Source organism: Paraburkholderia sp. EG304, from assembly GCF_046543485.1.
Lineage (GTDB): Bacteria > Pseudomonadota > Gammaproteobacteria > Burkholderiales > Burkholderiaceae > Paraburkholderia > Paraburkholderia youngii.
The window spans coordinates 52,470-69,253 of sequence record NZ_JBKGUA010000016.1 but is presented as its reverse complement, the minus strand read 5'-3'; the positions used below and the strand labels follow the sequence as shown (position 1 = coordinate 69,253).

At 64.7% G+C, this 16,784-nt stretch carries 12 protein-coding genes; 2 read left to right on the top strand and 10 right to left on the bottom strand.

The genetic code is table 11. The features are described 5' to 3' along the window. Nucleotides 1-36: 36 nt before the first annotated feature. The 4 genes from ACLFKU_RS20105 to ACLFKU_RS20090 all read right to left on the bottom strand — a co-directional run bounded on the left by ACLFKU_RS20105 (nucleotide 37) and on the right by ACLFKU_RS20090 (nucleotide 8,635). Nucleotides 37-984 (bottom strand): tyrosine-protein phosphatase, encoded by a 948-nt coding sequence (locus ACLFKU_RS20105; RefSeq protein ID WP_410850222.1) that lies wholly within the window; start codon nucleotides 982-984, stop codon nucleotides 37-39. Nucleotides 985-1,301: 317 nt separating this feature from the next. Further along, the gene (locus ACLFKU_RS20100) at nucleotides 1,302-2,771 is read right to left on the bottom strand and encodes a glutamate synthase subunit beta (protein WP_410850221.1); all 1,470 of its coding nucleotides are present in this window, start codon (nucleotides 2,769-2,771) and stop codon (nucleotides 1,302-1,304) included. Nucleotides 2,772-2,873: 102 nt separating this feature from the next. Continuing rightward, on the bottom strand, nucleotides 2,874-7,577 hold the full coding sequence (locus tag ACLFKU_RS20095) for a glutamate synthase-related protein (RefSeq protein ID WP_410850220.1): 4,704 nt from the start codon (nucleotides 7,575-7,577) through the stop codon (nucleotides 2,874-2,876). Nucleotides 7,578-7,927: 350 nt separating this feature from the next. After that, nucleotides 7,928-8,635, bottom strand: coding sequence for a transposase (locus ACLFKU_RS20090; protein ID WP_013090727.1), 708 nt, complete (start codon nucleotides 8,633-8,635; stop codon nucleotides 7,928-7,930). Between the two features lie 187 nt (nucleotides 8,636-8,822). Between ACLFKU_RS20090 and ACLFKU_RS20085 the strand changes: the two genes are divergently transcribed. Beyond that, nucleotides 8,823-9,548, top strand: coding sequence for an OmpW/AlkL family protein (locus tag ACLFKU_RS20085; protein WP_368584374.1), 726 nt, complete (start codon nucleotides 8,823-8,825; stop codon nucleotides 9,546-9,548). Between the two features lie 365 nt (nucleotides 9,549-9,913). Beyond that, nucleotides 9,914-10,294 (top strand): YqjD family protein, encoded by a 381-nt coding sequence (locus ACLFKU_RS20080; protein ID WP_410850219.1) that lies wholly within the window; start codon nucleotides 9,914-9,916, stop codon nucleotides 10,292-10,294. Nucleotides 10,295-10,397: 103 nt separating this feature from the next. Here ACLFKU_RS20080 and ACLFKU_RS20075 read toward each other — a convergent pair whose 3' ends face one another. The 6 genes from ACLFKU_RS20075 to ACLFKU_RS20050 all read right to left on the bottom strand — a co-directional run bounded on the left by ACLFKU_RS20075 (nucleotide 10,398) and on the right by ACLFKU_RS20050 (nucleotide 16,688). Then, nucleotides 10,398-11,585 carry a deoxyguanosinetriphosphate triphosphohydrolase gene (locus ACLFKU_RS20075; protein WP_368584400.1) on the bottom strand — a complete coding sequence of 396 codons (1,188 nt, stop codon included), beginning with the start codon at nucleotides 11,583-11,585 and terminating at the stop codon, nucleotides 10,398-10,400. Nucleotides 11,586-11,744: 159 nt separating this feature from the next. Continuing rightward, nucleotides 11,745-12,830 carry a 3-dehydroquinate synthase gene (gene aroB / locus ACLFKU_RS20070; RefSeq protein ID WP_410850218.1) on the bottom strand — a complete coding sequence of 362 codons (1,086 nt, stop codon included), beginning with the start codon at nucleotides 12,828-12,830 and terminating at the stop codon, nucleotides 11,745-11,747. Then, nucleotides 12,830-13,381, bottom strand: coding sequence for a shikimate kinase (locus ACLFKU_RS20065; RefSeq protein WP_368584376.1), 552 nt, complete (start codon nucleotides 13,379-13,381; stop codon nucleotides 12,830-12,832). Before ACLFKU_RS20065 ends, aroB begins: the two co-directional genes overlap by 1 nt. A 114-nt stretch (nucleotides 13,382-13,495) precedes the next feature. After that, nucleotides 13,496-15,214: a type IV pilus secretin PilQ gene (locus ACLFKU_RS20060; RefSeq protein ID WP_410850217.1), complete on the bottom strand. Its 1,719-nt coding sequence runs from the start codon at nucleotides 15,212-15,214 to the stop codon at nucleotides 13,496-13,498. Beyond that, nucleotides 15,211-16,137: a hypothetical protein gene (locus ACLFKU_RS20055; RefSeq protein WP_410850216.1), complete on the bottom strand. Its 927-nt coding sequence runs from the start codon at nucleotides 16,135-16,137 to the stop codon at nucleotides 15,211-15,213. The genes ACLFKU_RS20060 and ACLFKU_RS20055 overlap by 4 nt, the downstream gene beginning before the upstream one ends. Then, entirely contained in the window at nucleotides 16,134-16,688 is a 555-nt protein-coding gene (locus ACLFKU_RS20050; RefSeq protein WP_410850215.1) for a fimbrial assembly protein, read from the bottom strand. The genes ACLFKU_RS20055 and ACLFKU_RS20050 overlap by 4 nt, the downstream gene beginning before the upstream one ends. Between the last annotated feature and the right edge of the window lie 96 nt (nucleotides 16,689-16,784).

The following is a 16,784-nucleotide window of genomic DNA, read 5'->3' as shown; positions in this document are numbered from 1 at the left end:
GCGGACTTTTTTTCGCCATCGGACGGCCCAAGCGCGTTAATGCACGAGCCGATTGCGCAGCGCGTCGACCGTTGCCGTGGAAAGGCCGAGGCCTTGCGTCAGGTAGCTCGCCATCGTGCCGTAGCTCGCCTGGACCTGGTCGAAGCCCGCCTGCAGATAATTCTCGTCGACGTCGAACAACGGCGCTCTCGCCGCGGCGATGGCCGCGCCTTCCTGCGCGCGCAACGTGGTGGTTTGGGCAGCTATCGATGGCGCGAGATAGACGTTGCTGAGCAGGTAGTCCTGCATGATCACGTCGAGCGGAACGTTGGCGATGCTGAGCAGCAGCGCGGCGACCCAGCCCGCGCGGTCCTTGCCCGCACTCGAATGGAATAGCTGCGCGCCCGTGCCGTTGGCCAGCGCGCTGAGCAACGCGCCATAGGCGGCCCGCTGCGGCGCGCCCGTCACATACGCGCGCGCCTGCGCCTGCATGAATGCGACGGCGTCGACGGGCGAGTCGACCGGGGGCGTAACGAAGTCGTTCGTGCCGAGCACATTCAGCGTGGCGGATGTCGCGCCGCCCGGCAGCACGTCGGCGGTGCGCGCGATTTCGGCGGGCGTGCGCAGGTCGAAAACCGACACGATGCCGAGCCTGCCGAGTGTCGCCGCGTCCGTGCCGCTCAGCGTCAGCGCATTCGCGCGAAAGAACACGCCGCGCCGCATCTGCTTGCCGTCGACGGTCAGATAGCCGGCCGCCGCGCCGCCGACATCGCGGAAATTGCTGACCGACACGAGTCGCGGCGTAGCCGGCTGCTCGGCTTCGAGACTGCCGCCGCACGCGGACAGCAGCGTGCTGCCGAAGCCCGCGGCCAGCATCGCACCGGCCGAGCCCCTCAGAAAGCGTCGCCGCGCCGCAGAGGTTTCGCCCAGCACGCCTCGCTCCACGGGCACGGTCGTGCTCGTAAGGGCGCGGAAAGGCGAACGGTTTTTCGCGGTGACGGGCATCGGGGGCGACGGGTTATAGGAGGATCGAGTGGGCAGCCGGGCTGCAAACGCAGTTTAACGTCGACCAATAAGTTTTGCGTTACATCGTAGGGTTTAGTAAGAAAAAAGAGGGCCGGGTGCGCGACAACACATGCCGCGTGACGCTCGCACGCTATCGCAAATGAGGCGGACAGAACGCACTGCGGCGAGCCAAAAAGAAAACCGGGCTCCCCCTTTCAGGCGAGCCCGGTTTCTTTTTTACTGCATCGCTTTACCGCTACAGGCGCCCTTCTTGGGGCACCTTGTCGTCTCCACGTCTTCCTGCAAATTGAAGACGCTTAACGTGGCAGTTCGGAATGACCCATCAGGAACGCATCGACCGAACGTGCGCACTGACGGCCTTCGCGGATCGCCCATACCACGAGCGACTGGCCGCGACGCATGTCGCCCGCCGTGAACACCTTGTCCACCGACGTGTAGTACGCCTTGTCGCCCTCGGTCGTAGCGCGCACGTTGCCGCGCGCATCCTTGTCGACGCCGAATGCTTCGAGCACCGGCGAGACCGGCTGCGTGAAGCCCATCGCGAGCAGCACGAGGTCGGCCTTCATTTCGAATTCGGAGTTCGGCACTTCGACCATCTTGCCGTCCTTCCATTCGACGCGCGCGGCGATCAGCTTCTCGACCTTGCCGTTCTTGCCTTCGAGGCGCTTGGTCGCAACCGCCCAATCGCGCTCGCAGCCTTCCTCGTGCGACGACGACGTGCGCAGCTTGATCGGCCAGTACGGCCACACGAGCGGCTTGTTCTCTTCTTCCGGCGGCTGCGGCAGCAGTTCGAACTGCGTGACGCTCTTTGCGCCATGACGGTTCGACGTACCCACGCAGTCCGAACCGGTATCGCCACCGCCGATCACGACGACGTGCTTGCCCTTCGCGATCAGCTGGTTCGGCACCTTGTCGCCGGCGTTGACCTTGTTCTGCTGCGGCAGGAACTCCATCGCGTAGTACACGCCTTCGAGCTCGCGGCCCGGCACCGGCAGATCGCGCGGCGTTTCCGAACCACCGGCGATCACGACCGCGTCGAACTGTTCGTTCAGTTCGGCCGGCGTGATGGTTTCCTTCGCGGTGTTTCCGATGTGCGCCGGCAGCGAGTCCGGCTTGCCGATGAACACGTTGGTGCGGAACGTCACGCCTTCGGCTTCCATCTGGCGCATGCGGCGGTCGATCTGCCACTTCTCGAGCTTGAAGTCGGGGATGCCATAACGCAGCAGACCGCCGATCCGGTCGTTCTTCTCGAACACGGTCACGTCATGACCGGCGCGCGCGAGCTGCTGGGCAGCCGCGAGACCCGCGGGGCCCGAGCCGACCACGGCGACCTTCTTGCCGGTCTTGTGCTTCGGCGTTTGCGGCGCGACCCAGCCTTCGGCCCAGGCCTTGTCGATGATCGCGTGCTCGATCGACTTGATGCCGACCGGGTCGTCGTTGATGCCGAGCGTGCACGCCGCTTCGCACGGCGCCGGGCAGATGCGGCCCGTGAACTCGGGGAAGTTGTTGGTCGAGTGCAGCACTTCGATCGCGTTCTTCCAATCCTGACGGAACACCAGGTCGTTGAAGTCCGGGATGATGTTGTTGACCGGACAGCCGTTGTTGCAGAACGGAATGCCGCAGTCCATGCAACGCGCGCCTTGAATCTTCGCTTCGTCGTCGGTCAGTGCCGCGACGAATTCCTTGTAGTGCTTCACACGCGTGAGCGGAGCCTCGTACGTCTCGTGGCGACGTTCGAACTCGAGAAAACCGGTTGCCTTGCCCATGTGGTTCTCTTCTCTATCTGTATCTAGGGGTAATCTGGACCCGCCGCGCGTCGATCGATCGGCACGCGGCGGGTACGTCTAAATGTGACTTGCGACGGCAGTTCAGGCGGCGAGCACTTCGCTGTTCGCCTTCTTCGCGGCGAGTTCGCCGAGAGCGCGCTTGTATTCGGTCGGGAACACCTTCACGAACTGACGGCGTGCCGCGTCCCAGTTTTCGAGCAGCGCCTTCGCGCGCGGGGAGCCCGTGAACTGGAAGTGACGCTCGATGAGCCCCTTGAGCAGCGCTTCGTCGGTCGTGTCGCGATGCCACACGCCCTTGTCGACCGTGCGCTCCTGTTCGGCCTGTTGCAGCACCGGGTCGAGCGAAACCATCGACTTGTTGCACTTGCTCGCGAAGGTGCCGTCCGGATCGAACACGTACGCGATACCGCCCGACATGCCGGCCGCGAAGTTGCGGCCCGTCTCGCCGAGCACGACCACCGTGCCGCCCGTCATGTATTCGCAACCGTGATCGCCCGTGCCTTCGACGACCGCCGTCGCGCCCGAGTTACGCACGCAGAAACGCTCGCCCGCGACGCCGCGGAAGAAGGCTTCACCTTCGATCGCGCCGTACATCACCGTGTTACCGCAGATGATGTTCTCTTCCGACTTGCCGCGGAAATCGTTGGTCGGACGGATGATGATGCGGCCACCCGACAGACCCTTGCCGACGTAGTCGTTGCCGTCGCCGACCAGATCCAGCGTGATGCCCTTTGCGAGGAACGCGCCGAAGCTCTGACCCGCGGTGCCTTTCAGCTGGATGTGGATCGCGTCGTCCGCGAGACCTTCGTGGCCGTATTTCTTCGCGATCGTGCCCGACAGCATCGCGCCGACCGTGCGGTTCACGTTGCGCACCGGCTGGATGAACGACACGTGCTCGCCCTTCTCGATCGCGGCCTTCGCCTTCTCGATCAGCGTGTGGTCGAGTGCGCGGTCGAGGCCGTGATCCTGCACGTCGACGTGCTTGCGTGCGACTTCGGCCGGCACTTGCGGCTGATAGAACACGCGCGAGAAATCGAGACCCTTCGCCTTCCAGTGCTCGATGCCCTTCTTCGTGTCGAGCAGTTCCGCGCGGCCGATCAGGTCGTCGAACTTGCGGATACCGAGTTGCGCCATGATTTCGCGCGCTTCTTCCGCAACGAAGAAGAAGAAGTTCACGACGTGTTCCGGCTGGCCCTGGAACTTCGCACGCAGCACCGGATCTTGCGTCGCGACGCCCACCGGGCACGTGTTCAGATGGCACTTGCGCATCATGATGCAGCCTTCGACGACGAGCGGCGCCGTCGCGAAGCCGAATTCGTCAGCGCCGAGCAGCGCGCCGATCACGACGTCGCGGCCGGTCTTCATCTGACCGTCGGCCTGCACGCGGATACGGCCGCGCAACTGGTTCAGCACCAGCGTCTGCTGCGTTTCGGCGAGACCCAGTTCCCACGGCGTGCCCGCATGCTTGATCGACGACAGCGGCGACGCTCCCGTACCGCCGTCATGACCGGCGATCACGACGTGATCCGCCTTCGCCTTCGCGACACCGGCGGCAACCGTACCGACGCCCGACTCAGACACAAGCTTCACCGAGATGCTCGACGATGCGTTCACGTTCTTCAGATCGTGAATGAGCTGTGCCAGGTCTTCGATCGAGTAGATGTCATGGTGCGGCGGCGGCGAGATCAGGCCGACGCCCGGCACCGAGTAACGCAGCTTGCCGATGTAGTCCGACACCTTGTGGCCCGGCAGCTGACCGCCTTCGCCCGGTTTCGCGCCCTGCGCCATCTTGATCTGGATCTGGTCGGCCGATGCGAGGTATTCCGCCGTCACGCCAAAGCGGCCCGACGCGACCTGCTTGATGCGCGAGCGCAGCGAATCGCCTTCCTTGAGCGGAATGTCGACGACCACTTCGTCGCCGATCACGGACTTCATCGTGTCGCCGTTCCTGATCGGAATGCCGCGCAGTTCGTTGCGATAACGGTTCGCGTCTTCACCGCCTTCACCGGTGTTCGACTTGCCACCGATGCGGTTCATCGCGACGGCGAGCGTAGCGTGCGCTTCGGTGCTGATCGAGCCCATCGACATTGCGCCGGTCGCGAAACGCTTGACGATTTCCTTCGCCGGCTCGACTTCGTCGAGCGGGATCGCCTTGGTCGGATCGAACTTGAACTCGAACAGGCCGCGGAAGGTCATGTGACGCTTGGTCTGATCGTTGATCAGATGCGCGTATTCCTTGTACGTCTGGTACGAGTTGCTGCGCGCCGAGTGCTGCAGCTTGGCGATCGCATCCGGCGTCCACATGTGTTCTTCGCCGCGCACGCGGTATGCGTACTCGCCGCCCGCGTCGAGCATGTTGGCGAGAACCGGGTTGTCGCCGAACGCCTCGCGATGCAGACGGATCGCTTCTTCCGCGACGTCGAACAGACCAATGCCGCCGACCTTCGACGACGTGCCGTGGAAGTACTTCGCCACCAGATCCGAAGCAAGACCGACCGCCTCGAAAATTTGCGCGCCGGTGTACGACATGTAGGTCGAAATGCCCATCTTCGACATGACCTTCTGCAGGCCCTTGCCGACTGCCTTCGTGAAGTTGTAGACCGCCTTTTCAGCCGACAGGTCGCCCTTCAGGCCGGCCGCGAGCTGGCTCAGCGTTTCCATCGCGAGGTACGGGTGCACGGCTTCCGCGCCATAGCCCGCGAGCAACGCGAAGTGGTGCGTTTCACGCGCCGAACCGGTTTCGACGACCAGACCCGTGCTCGTGCGCAGACCTTGCTGCACGAGGTGTGTGTGGATCGCGGCGGTTGCGAGCAACGCCGGAATCGCGACGTTGTCGCGGTCGGTCTTGCGGTCCGACACGATCAGCATGTTGTAGCCGGACTTGACCGCATCGACGGCTTCGGCGCACAGCGACGCGAGACGCGCTTCGATGCCTTCCTTGCCCCAGGCGACCGGATAGCAGATGTTCAGTTCGTACGAGCTGAACTTGCCGCCGGTGTACTGATCGATCGCGCGGATCTTCGCGATGTCCTTGAAGTCGAGCACCGGCTGCGACACTTCGAGACGCATCGGCGGGTTGATGTTGTTCGTGTCGAGCAGGTTCGGCTTCGGGCCGATGAACGACACGAGCGACATCACCATGTTTTCACGGATCGGGTCGATCGGCGGGTTCGTGACCTGCGCGAACAGCTGCTTGAAGTAGTGGTACAGCGTCTTGTTCTTGTTGGACATGACCGCGAGCGGCGAGTCGTTGCCCATCGAGCCGACGGCTTCCTCACCCGCTTGCGCCATCGGCGCCATCAGGAACTTCAGGTCTTCCTGGGTGTAGCCGAACGCCTGCTGGCGATCCAGCAGCGCAGCAGCTTCGCGGCGCTCCGTGACGACGTCTTCGGCCTTCGGCTCGATCTCGTCGAGCTTGATGCGCACGGCGTCGATCCAGCTCTTGTACGGCTTGGCGTTGGCGAGGTTGTCCTTCAGTTCCTTGTCGTCGATGATGCGGCCGTGCTCCATGTCGATCAGGAACATCTTGCCCGGCTGCAGACGCCACTTCTTGACGATCTTCGATTCGGGAATAGGCAGCGTACCGGCTTCCGACGCCATGATGACGAGGTCGTCGTCGGTGACGATGTAGCGCGCCGGACGCAGACCGTTACGGTCGAGCGTCGCGCCGATCTGGCGGCCGTCGGTGAACGCGATCGCGGCGGGGCCGTCCCACGGTTCCATCATCGCGGCGTGGTATTCGTAGAACGCTTTGCGGTTCTCGTCCATCAGCGTGTGCTGTTCCCAGGCTTCCGGGATCATCATCATCATCGCGTGAACGAGCGGATAGCCGGCCATCACCAGCAGTTCGAGACAGTTGTCGAACGATGCCGTATCCGATTGGCCCGGATAGATCAGCGGCCACAGCTTCGGCAGATCGTCGCCGAGCACGTGCGAGGCGATCGCGCCGGTACGCGCGTTCAGCCAGTTGACGTTGCCTTTCACCGTGTTGATTTCGCCGTTGTGGGCGATCATGCGGTACGGGTGTGCCAGTTCCCACGCCGGGAACGTGTTGGTCGAGAAGCGCTGGTGCACAAGGGCGAGCGCCGACACGACGCGCTCGTCCTGCAGGTCGCGGTAGTACACGCCGACCTGGCCCGCGAGCAGCAGACCCTTGTAGACGACCGTGCGTGCAGAACACGACGGCACGAAGTATTCCTTGCCGTGCTTGAGCTTCAGCGCCTGGATGCGGTGGCTCGCGGTCTTGCGGATGATGTACAGCTTCCGCTCGAGCGCGTCGGTCACCATGATGTCCTTGCCGCGGCCGATGAAGATCTGGCGGATCAGCGGCTCGCTCGCCTTCACGGTCGGCGAGATCGGCATCGCGTGGTCGACCGGCACGTCGCGCCAGCCGAGCACGACCTGACCTTCGGCCTTCACCGTGCGCTCGAGCTCCTGTTCGCAGGCGATGCGCGACGCGTGCTCCTTCGGCAGGAAGATCATGCCGACGCCGTATTCGCCAGCGGGCGGCAGCGTCACGCCCTGGCGGGCCATCTCTTCGCGATAGAAGCCGTCCGGAATCTGGATCAGGATGCCCGCGCCGTCGCCCATCAGCGGATCGGCGCCGACGGCGCCCCGGTGGTCGAGGTTCTCGAGAATCTTCAAGCCCTGCTGGATGATTTCGTGACTCTTGTGGCCCTTGATATGGGCGACGAAGCCGACGCCGCAAGCGTCATGCTCGTTTTGCGGGTCGTACAGACCTTGGGCGGCGGGAACCGGGTGAATCGGTTGCTGGTGGTCGTTCATGGGGACACCGTCTGTGAGGAGGCCGGACAGGCCGTTAAACCATTGTTTTTTTGCCGCAGTGCGCTTCGCGACCACGACGGCGCTCTTCTGGTAGCAAGACTGCGCGGGACGAAAAGCGTCGGAAATCGGAATATACGCGACGAATCAAGGAAATAGCAAATAAAACGTAGTGATCCGCCCCCGATTATCAAATTGGTGCATTGCGGCTATTTTTTATTGGTGCCACATCGATTTGAAGCAAAAGAAAACGGCATACGAAATGCCGTCTTCATGCAGTCCTTTGATGCAAAACGCTTTATTCCGATTTAAAGCGGCTCTATCGGCGGCGCTGGGTAGCAAGCGTCGCCGCGTCACTGCGTATGCGGCGTCTCGCGCACCTTGCGTGGCCGGCCACGCGGAAGCGGCGACACACGTCGGTTCGCGGCGCGCGCCGCCCACTCGCGGTAAGTGTCGCTGCCGAGTACCCAACCCTTCAATGTGGCTTGCTGGAGCTGACTGGCTTCGCGCTCGTCGAGCGGTTGCTCGCACAGTTCGCGATAAGCACGCTGTCGCTCGAACGGCGTATTGCCGAGCGACCAGTAGAGAGGGTGATCCGTGATCAGGCTGTCGAGGGTAAGGCCGATGTGATGACGATAGCTCGACCAACGATAGTCCTCGGCCGCGTTGACCAGTTGCAAGCGCACCGGACACATTTCGACCACCCGGCTCGCCAGCAGGAAGTAGCGCTCACCTTCGATCACCGTGGCCCGGTAACGGCCCTCCCACAAGGTGCCGCGACGCGCATAGCGCCGGTTGAAGTGCGCGACGTAGCGCCGCCCGACAGCCTGCATCGCCTTGGGCAGGCTCGACTCCTCGGTGGGCGTCACGAGCAGTTGCACGGCGCCCGGCATCAAGGCGTAAGCGTGGATGGAAAGGTGATGGTCCCGGGAAGCCGCCTTCAGACAGTCGATGAAAAGCTCGTAGTCCTGGTCGTCGACGAAGGCGGGCTGCTGATCGAGCCCGCGGAGGATGACGTGCTGCGGCTGGTCGGGGACATAAAGACGTGCAAGCCGTGCCATGCTGGAGTGTCCAATAGTCGCGTTGGTATATACCCGAAGGTCCGAAGATCCGCATGCGCGCAAGGTTCGGCGCCATGCGGCCAAGCCAGAAACCACGCGGCGCTTAGGGAGAAAACTCTAACCGCCGCGTATGGTTTGTTTCAAACGTTGTAGTCATAATGAGCGGGCCTTTTTTGGAGGAGCACATATGAAATTAAAACAGGCCGTAACGGGGATGGCAGTGCTTGCCTGCATGAGCACGGCAGCGCACGCACAATCGGCCGGCAGCTTTTACGTCACGACGGGCTGGTTCCACCTGGCGCCCCAATCGAGCAGCGACCCGCTGACCGTGACCAGCATTGGCGGCAGCCCAACCAACATCACCGAAGCCAACACCGGCGCTTCGCTGGGTTCGGCCGACACCATCGGCTTCACCGCCGGATACTTCGTCACCGACCACATCGCCACCGAATTCGTCATTGGCGTGCCGCCTACTTTCGACCTGTCAGGCACGGGCAGCCTCGCGCAGTTCGGTAAGATCGGGCAGGCCAAACAGTGGAGCCCGACTCTGCTGTTCAAGTACTACTTCAACGCGCCGACCGCTGCGTTCCGGCCGTATCTCGGTGTGGGTGTGAGCCGCATCTGGTTCACCGACGAGCACATCACCAACAGCTCATTCCAAGCCAACGTTCTGCATGGTCCGACCAGTGTCTCGACGGATAGTTCGTGGGAACCCGTGTTTAATGCGGGCTTCCATTACTCCTTCAATCAACACTGGTTCGCCGGCGTGTCGATCTCATACCTGCCGCTCAGCACGACCGCGAAGCTCAATTCGGCAGCGACCACGCCCGTCGGCACGCTGAACGTGCAATCGCAAACCAAGATCAAACTGAACCCGATCGTCACCTACGTCAACATCGGTTACCGTTTCTAACGCATCGCGACAGCAGGTGGCTTGAATTAGGGTAGTCGAATTTTCGCGCCGTGGGGTACGCCGTCATCGAGCAGATGACGGCGTTCTTGTTTTGGCGTCGCGGTGGCATCGGCATGGCAGTGTCATCCGGCATCGGCGTTTGTAAATTTGACGCGAATGCGGCGCGCCTGCGTGCAATATCTGGCAACGTTATGACCACGCGAAGCGTGTCGCGAGGCGCGCGCTGCCACGTTACGGGCGATGCGACGCTTGGCATCGAAGTTGCGTTAGATGGCGTTTCCTACGCTGCGACGTGATACTGCGTCTGCGCATAGCGTGTCCGCGCGACGATGCGCGGGGCCTTTCAACTCATCGACGGAGCGACCATGACAGCACTTCCAAATACGCGAGACGCCCTCGGCGAATCCTGGACCAGCGCGAGTCGCCGTGCGCGGCGCATCGCTCGCCATAGCCGCCATGCGGCCGAAGATATCGCGGTCGAGTTGCGCACCCTGCTGTCGGAACTCGAATCGACCTTGGCCGACGGCACGCAGGCCGACGCCGTGGCCTTGCGCGGCAGGCTGCGCAAACAGTTGGACGCCGCGCGCGAGCGGCTGAACGACACGCGCGATGCAATGCGCGACCGCGCGGGCGTCGCGATCTCGGACGCCGATCACTATGTGCATGAGAATCCGTGGCAGACGATTGCGATCGTCGCCGGGCTTGCGCTGGTGGCGGGGGCGCTGTTCGCGTCGCGTTCGCGATGACGCTGGCTTGCGCGGTTTGAGGGTGCTGGCAAGGAGGCGCGACGGCCGCTTCGATGCGGCAAGGTCGAACGTTGCCCCCCTTGCCGCAGCTAGCCGCTAGCGACTAGTTATCGTCGATCACGAACAGCCGCCGATACTCCTTCAACGCGTAGCGATCGGTCATCCCCGCGATGTAATGCGCGATCAGACGTGGCTGGCGCGCCGCATCGCTCGATTGATAGTCCGGCGGCAGCAGCCGCGGATCGTCGGTGAACGCGTCGAACAGCCCGACCACGACGCGGCGTGCCTTGTTGGCCATGCGCATCACGCGATAGTGGCGGTACATGTTTCTGAACAGAAAGCGCTTGAGCGCCGCGGCCTGCGCGGCGATCGCATCACTGTGCGCAACGAGCGGGGGCGCCGCGCGCACGTCGTCGAGTGACGCCGGTGCGTAGCGCGCGAGATTGGCCCGCGTCGTCTCGATCAGATCGACAATCAGCGTATTGATCACGCGCCGCACCGTCTCGTGAATCAGCCGACGCCCTTCGATCTGCGGGTAGTCGCCGCGCGCCGCCTCACAATGCGTCTGCCAGAGCTCCACTTCGGCGAGTTGCTCGAGCGACAGCAGACCGGAGCGCAAACCGTCGTCCACATCGTGATTGTTGTACGCGATTTCGTCAGCGACGTTGGCGATCTGCGCTTCGAGGGACGGTTGACGTCCTTCGAGAAAACGCTCGCCCAACTCGCCGAGCCGGCGCGCGTTGTCGCGCGAGCAATGTTTGAGAATGCCCTCGCGCGTCTCGAAACACAGGTTCAGGCCGTTGAATGCTCCGTAGTGCTCTTCAAGTTCATCGACGACCGCGAGGCTCTGCAGATTGTGCTCGAAGCCGCCATGCTCGCGCATGCATTCGTTCAACGCGTCCTGGCCGGCGTGACCGAACGGCGTATGGCCGAGATCGTGCGCGAGCGAAATCGCTTCGACGAGATCTTCATTGACGCGGAGGTTACGCGCGACCGAGCGCGCGATCTGCGCAACTTCGAGGCTATGGGTAAGACGCGTGCGAAACAGGTCGCCCTCGTGATTGACGAATACCTGAGTCTTGTATTCGAGCCGCCGGAACGCGGTGGAGTGAACGATGCGGTCGCGGTCGCGCTGAAACTCGGTGCGCGCGCTCGGCGCGGTTTCCGCATAGCGACGTCCACGCGACTGGCTCGAATGCGCCGCGTACGGCGCGAGATGCGCTTCGAGCGCCTGCTGGGTCGGCGCGGGGACGGCGGGTGCGGCCACCGCGGCAGCGGCATCCGCGGCGATGGCCGTGGCGCCGATGGCGCCGTTCCCGGCGCCCGCGCGCGCGCTTGCCGCGTCATGCTGGATATCGTCGCTGCGCCTGTCAGTCACCGGGTTCTCCGAAACATGGGCGGCGCCTCGTGACGCGGGTGCGTGAAGCGTGGCTGCAGGGCCGTGTTGAATCTAGACGGCGGCGGCCAGCGTCGCATGCACTTCGGCGTCGGGCGCGCGGGTGATCAGTGTCTCACCGAAACGCTTCAGCAGAATGAACTTGATCGTGCCGCCTTCTGCTTTCTTGTCGATCTGCATCAGCTCGACGTAGCGATCCGTGCCGAGCGCGGGAGCACGCGCGGGCAGATGCGCGGCAAGCACCAGGTCGACGAGTCGCTTGCGCGACGCTTCGTCCAGATGGCCGAGGCGCACGGACAGATCCGCCGCCATCACCATCCCGCAGCCGACCGCCTCGCCGTGCAGCCACTCGCCATAGCCGAGTCCGGCTTCGATCGCGTGGCCGAACGTATGGCCGAAGTTCAGGATCGCGCGCAGACCACCTTCGCGCTCGTCCTGCGCCACTACCGACGCCTTGATCTCGCACGAACGTTTGACCGCCTCGGTCAACGCCGCCGGCTCGCAGCGGTTCAATGCCTCGACATTGGCCTCGATCCAGGTGAAGAAACCGGCATCGGCGATCGCGCCGGTCTTGATGACTTCCGCAATGCCCGCCGCGAGTTCGCGCGTGGGCAGCGACCGCAATACGCCGATGTCGGCGATCACCGCCTGCGGCTGGTAGAACGCGCCGATCATGTTCTTGCCGAGCGGATGGTTGATGCCGGTCTTGCCGCCGACCGACGAATCCACCTGCGACAGCAACGTGGTCGGCACCTGGATGAACGGCACGCCGCGCATGTAGCAGGCGGCGGCAAACCCGGTCATGTCGCCGATCACACCGCCGCCGAGCGCGATCAGCGTGGTCTTGCGGTCTGCGCGCGAGCCGAGCAGCGCGTCGAAGATCAGGTTCAGCGTCTGCAGGTTCTTGTGCGCTTCGCCGTCCGGCAGAACCACCGTGGACACCTGCTTGTTCAGCGGCGCGAGCGCGGCGCGCAGCTTGTCGCCGTAGAGCGGATCGACGGTGCTGTTGGTGACGATCGTGACTGAGTTGCCCGCGATATGCGGCTTGAACAGATCGGTCCGGCCGATCAGGTCGGCACCGATATGAATGGGATAGGCGCGCTCGCCCAGTTCGACGTTGACGGTAATCATACGGTCCATTATGACGCAGGATGTTTGGCGACGCCGGCCATCTCGAGCTGCATCAGAACCATGTTGACGAGCCCGTTGACCGAGGGCCGGCCGGTTTCAATCACGAAGTGCGCGCATTCGCGGTACAGCGGGTCGCGCACTGCATAGAGCGCTTCGAGGCGCGCCTTGGGGTCTTCCGTTTGCAGCAGCGGACGATTCTTGTCGCGGCGCGTGCGCAGCCACAGGTCATGCGGATTGGCGCGCAGATAGATCACGAGGCCGCGGCTTTTCAGCGCTTCGCGGTTTTCCGGCCGCAGCACCGCGCCGCCCCCGGTCGCGAGCACGATATTGTCGCGCGCGGTCAGCTCCGAGATCACGCTCGCTTCGCGATCGCGAAAGCCCGCTTCGCCCTCTAGCTCGAAGATCACGGGAATGCGCGCGCCCGTGCGCGCCTCGATTTCATGGTCGGAATCGAAGAACGGGCGCTCGAGACGGCGCGCAACCGCCCGACCCACAGTGGTCTTTCCTGCCCCCATGAGCCCTACGAAAAAAACATTGGCGTGTGCGTCCCGCGCTTGCAACGGTGTCCTCTGGCTAATCCGGTGTAGTTCGTGCCGCAGCTTAATGGCAAAGCGGCTGCCTTGTCGAGCCTGCGCGCCGCCGACGGACGGCGGCGCAAGCGTGCCCTATATGCCCTAATTTTCCCGCACCACGCGCGGCGTGATGAAAACCGCCAGTTCGCTGCGCGCGTCGCGATGAGTCCGATGGCGGAACAACGCGCCCAGAACCGGTATTTTGCCAAGAATGGGCACCCGTTCGACGTCGTCGCGGTCATCGGTCTCGTAAATTCCGCCGATCGACACCGTACCACCATCCTCGACCTCGACGCGCGTTTGCACGTGCTTGGTGTTGATCGCGGGCCCGGCGTCGGTCTGCTCGCCGACGCTGTCCTTCGCGACGTCGAGATCGAGCACTACGCGGCCATCCGGCATGATCTGCGGCTCGACCTCCAGTTTGAGCGTCGCGCGGCGAAACTGCACGCCAGATACGCCCTGGCCGACCTTCGCCTGATATGGCAGTTCGGTGCCCTGCTCGACGATCGCCTTCATCCGGTCGGCGGTGACGACCCGCGGGCTCGACACGATTTTCCCATGTCCCTCTGATTCGAGCGCCGAGAGTTCGATATTCAGCAGCCGTGTCGCGTGCGCGGCGAATAGCGTGAGACCAGCGGTCGCGGCATCGAATCCGGAGATCGGACGGGCCGACAGATCGTACACGGTGCCGTCCGTTCCTCCCGTCAGCCCCCTCGACGTACCATCCGCGCTCGTGCCGGCCAGCGACAGCCGCACCCCAAGATTGCGCGAAAAACCCTGGTCGCCTTCGACGATCTGAGCCTCGATCAGCACCTGGCGAGTCGGCCGGTCGACGGAGGCGACCAGCGCCGCGATCTGCTCGAGCCGCCCCGCGAGATCGGTGACGAACAGCAGGTTGGTACGCGGATCGGCGGTGACGGCGCCGCGTTTGGACAGCACGCGCTGGGTGCCGGAACCGGTCAGCAGGCGCCGCACGTCCTCTGCGTGCGCGTAGTGCAGCTCGAACGTGCGGCTCGCGAGCGGTTCGAGGTCCGCGGCGCGCGCGTGAGCTTCGAAGCGCTGACGTTCGCGCGCGGCGAGTTCAGCGGCGGGCGCGACCCAGATGACGTTGCCGTGGCGCTCCATCGCCAGATTGTTGACATCGAGCAGCGTGTCGAACGCGGTGCGCCACGGCACCTGATCGAGCCGTATCGACACGGCACCGCGCACCTTGTCGCTGGCGACAATGTTCAGGCCGGTGAACTCGGCGAACGCTTTCAGGACCGCGCCCAGTTGCGCATGCTGGAAGTTCAGCGAGATCGGCTTGTTGCCCGCGGGAAGGCCCGAGTCGGCATCGGCCGCTGCGTCGGCGAGGCGCGGCCGCGGCGGCAGCGGGACCGGCGGGCCCTCCAGACTGGGCGTGCCGGCGCCGTCGTCGCGAGCCGGAGCCGCGGGTTGTTTTGGCGGCGGCGGCAGGTTCGGGCCGTTGGCGGCGTCGTCCGGGGAAGCGTTGGGCGCGACGGCGGCACGCGGGGCCGGCTCAAGGGTGTCCGGTTCTGGGGCCGCGCTTGACGCAGAGACGTAGGCGAACGGATTCGCTGCCTGACCGATGCCGCCGCTCGGCAGCGGCGCTGTCTCGAGGGCGGTCTCGGTCGATGCGGCTGGATCGTCGAGCGCGGCGTAAGTCGGCAACGGCGGCAGCAGCGGTGGCGTCGCTGCCCGTGCGACGCCCGCGCCGAGCGTCGCTGCGGCGTAGAGCCCGACACACAGCCCGGCGACGACGCGGACCTCGCGTTCGCCCGTCAATCTCGCCACGCTCCATCGTTTGAGTATGCGCATCATGACGCCTCCGTCTGCGTCAGCGTCAGGGTGCGCGTCGCGCCGCCGTTCGCGAGCGTAATGCCGAGCGCGTCGAGCTGCGTGCCTCGCTCGACGCCCAGTTGCTGCCCGGCCGCGACCGTCGTCGTGCCGTCTGGTGTGTCGAGCAGGGCGAGCCCGCGGGTACGATCGCGCAGCAGACCAATAAGGCGCAACTCGGAAACATCGCCCGGCTCGCCGCTCGCGGAGATCTGCGGCTTCGCGAACGGATCGAAGAATACGAGGCCTTCGTCGTCATCGTCGGCGTCAGTGCTTACGCCGGCGCTCGCAGCCGGGGTCTCAGGCGCCGGTCGCAGCGCGTCGTGCACCTGCAGCGTCGCGGCCACCGCGAGAACTTTGCCGTCCTGCTTGACGGTCACATCGGCGGGAACGATCAGCACCGGCAGTTGCGCGAGCCCGTGAAAAAACGCCATCAGATGGACGAAGTCCGTGAGCGCGGTGAGCTGCAGCTCGCGCTTGCGTTCGACGCCCTCGCCGCTCGCCGCGCCCGGTTCAACTGCGAGCAACGCGACGCCGCTCTGCGTAGCCAGCTCGGAGACGATGCGCACGTCGTCGGCGGAATTCCACGGCGTGGCGCTCGACACCGTGGCCGACATCGCCGCGGCTGCCCGGCGCAGCGACGGCAGCTGTGCGAGCACGTGCCGCGCCTCCGCGAGACGCTGCGAACTGAGCGCGAGCGCCGCGCGGCTCGCTTCCAGTCCGGCGAGATCGGCCGTGTTCCAACTGTACGCGCCGAAGCCGAACACGAGCGCAGCGATCGCCGCCGCGACGAGCCAGCGACGGCGCGAGCTCCACGCCTCGAGCGGCATACGCGCCCGCTTGACCCAGCGTGATAAAACCGCGGTGCCGTGCGCCGCACCGCCCGGCTCGAAAAAGGTCGTGCTCATCGCGCCCCTCCCTTTCGTGCGGCCCTCGACGCGTGCGTCGCCCGAGGCGGCGGATCGCCCCAGCGCAGTCGCGCATCGAATTCCACCGGTCCGCCGATCGCCGGTTCCGTCGACGCGCCGCCCTTCCCCGTCGGCCGACGCAAATCGCGCATCTCCGCACCCTGCACGCCGTGGATTGCGCCGAGCCGCTTGAGCCACTCAGCGGATGCGATATGGCCGCTCGAAGTCGCCAGCAATTCGGTCTCGTACTCGCGCTGCCGGAACTGCCGCAACACGATGCGATCGCCGGGCTCGAAGCTCAGCGCGTCGAGCAGATTCCGCAGATGCGCGAGCGGCTTCGCGAGACTCGCGGCGCGCGCCGCGGCTTCGCGTTGGTCCTGTTCAGCCCGCGACAACTTCGCGTGCTCCGCGAGCGGCGCGGCGAGCGGGGCCAACGCCTGTTCGATCGCAGCGCGCCGCGCATCCAACCGCGCCGCGGCGAAGCTCTGCCAACCGGCGACGAGCAACACGCCTGCGGCACCGACGCAAGCCGCCACAGCCCAGTCGCGCATGCAGCGGCGCCGCGCGAGTCGCGCGTTGCGTTGCGATACGGCAGCAAATTGAAGCCGCCGAGCCACGGCACAGCGGCACGCTGATCACCCCGATCG

Coding starts and splice junctions, on each gene's coding strand:
- ACLFKU_RS20105 (WP_410850222.1), bottom strand. CDS start 984: ATGCCCGTCACCGCGAAAAACCGTTCGCCTTTCCGCGCCCTTACGAGC.
- ACLFKU_RS20100 (WP_410850221.1), bottom strand. CDS start 2,771: ATGGGCAAGGCAACCGGTTTTCTCGAGTTCGAACGTCGCCACGAGACG.
- ACLFKU_RS20095 (WP_410850220.1), bottom strand. CDS start 7,577: ATGAACGACCACCAGCAACCGATTCACCCGGTTCCCGCCGCCCAAGGT.
- ACLFKU_RS20090 (WP_013090727.1), bottom strand. CDS start 8,635: ATGGCACGGCTTGCACGTCTTTATGTCCCCGACCAGCCGCAGCACGTC.
- ACLFKU_RS20085 (WP_368584374.1), top strand. CDS start 8,823: ATGAAATTAAAACAGGCCGTAACGGGGATGGCAGTGCTTGCCTGCATG.
- ACLFKU_RS20080 (WP_410850219.1), top strand. CDS start 9,914: ATGACAGCACTTCCAAATACGCGAGACGCCCTCGGCGAATCCTGGACC.
- aroB (WP_410850218.1), bottom strand. CDS start 12,830: ATGGACCGTATGATTACCGTCAACGTCGAACTGGGCGAGCGCGCCTAT.
- ACLFKU_RS20060 (WP_410850217.1), bottom strand. CDS start 15,214: ATGATGCGCATACTCAAACGATGGAGCGTGGCGAGATTGACGGGCGAA.
- ACLFKU_RS20055 (WP_410850216.1), bottom strand. CDS start 16,137: ATGAGCACGACCTTTTTCGAGCCGGGCGGTGCGGCGCACGGCACCGCG.
- ACLFKU_RS20050 (WP_410850215.1), bottom strand. CDS start 16,688: ATGCGCGACTGGGCTGTGGCGGCTTGCGTCGGTGCCGCAGGCGTGTTG.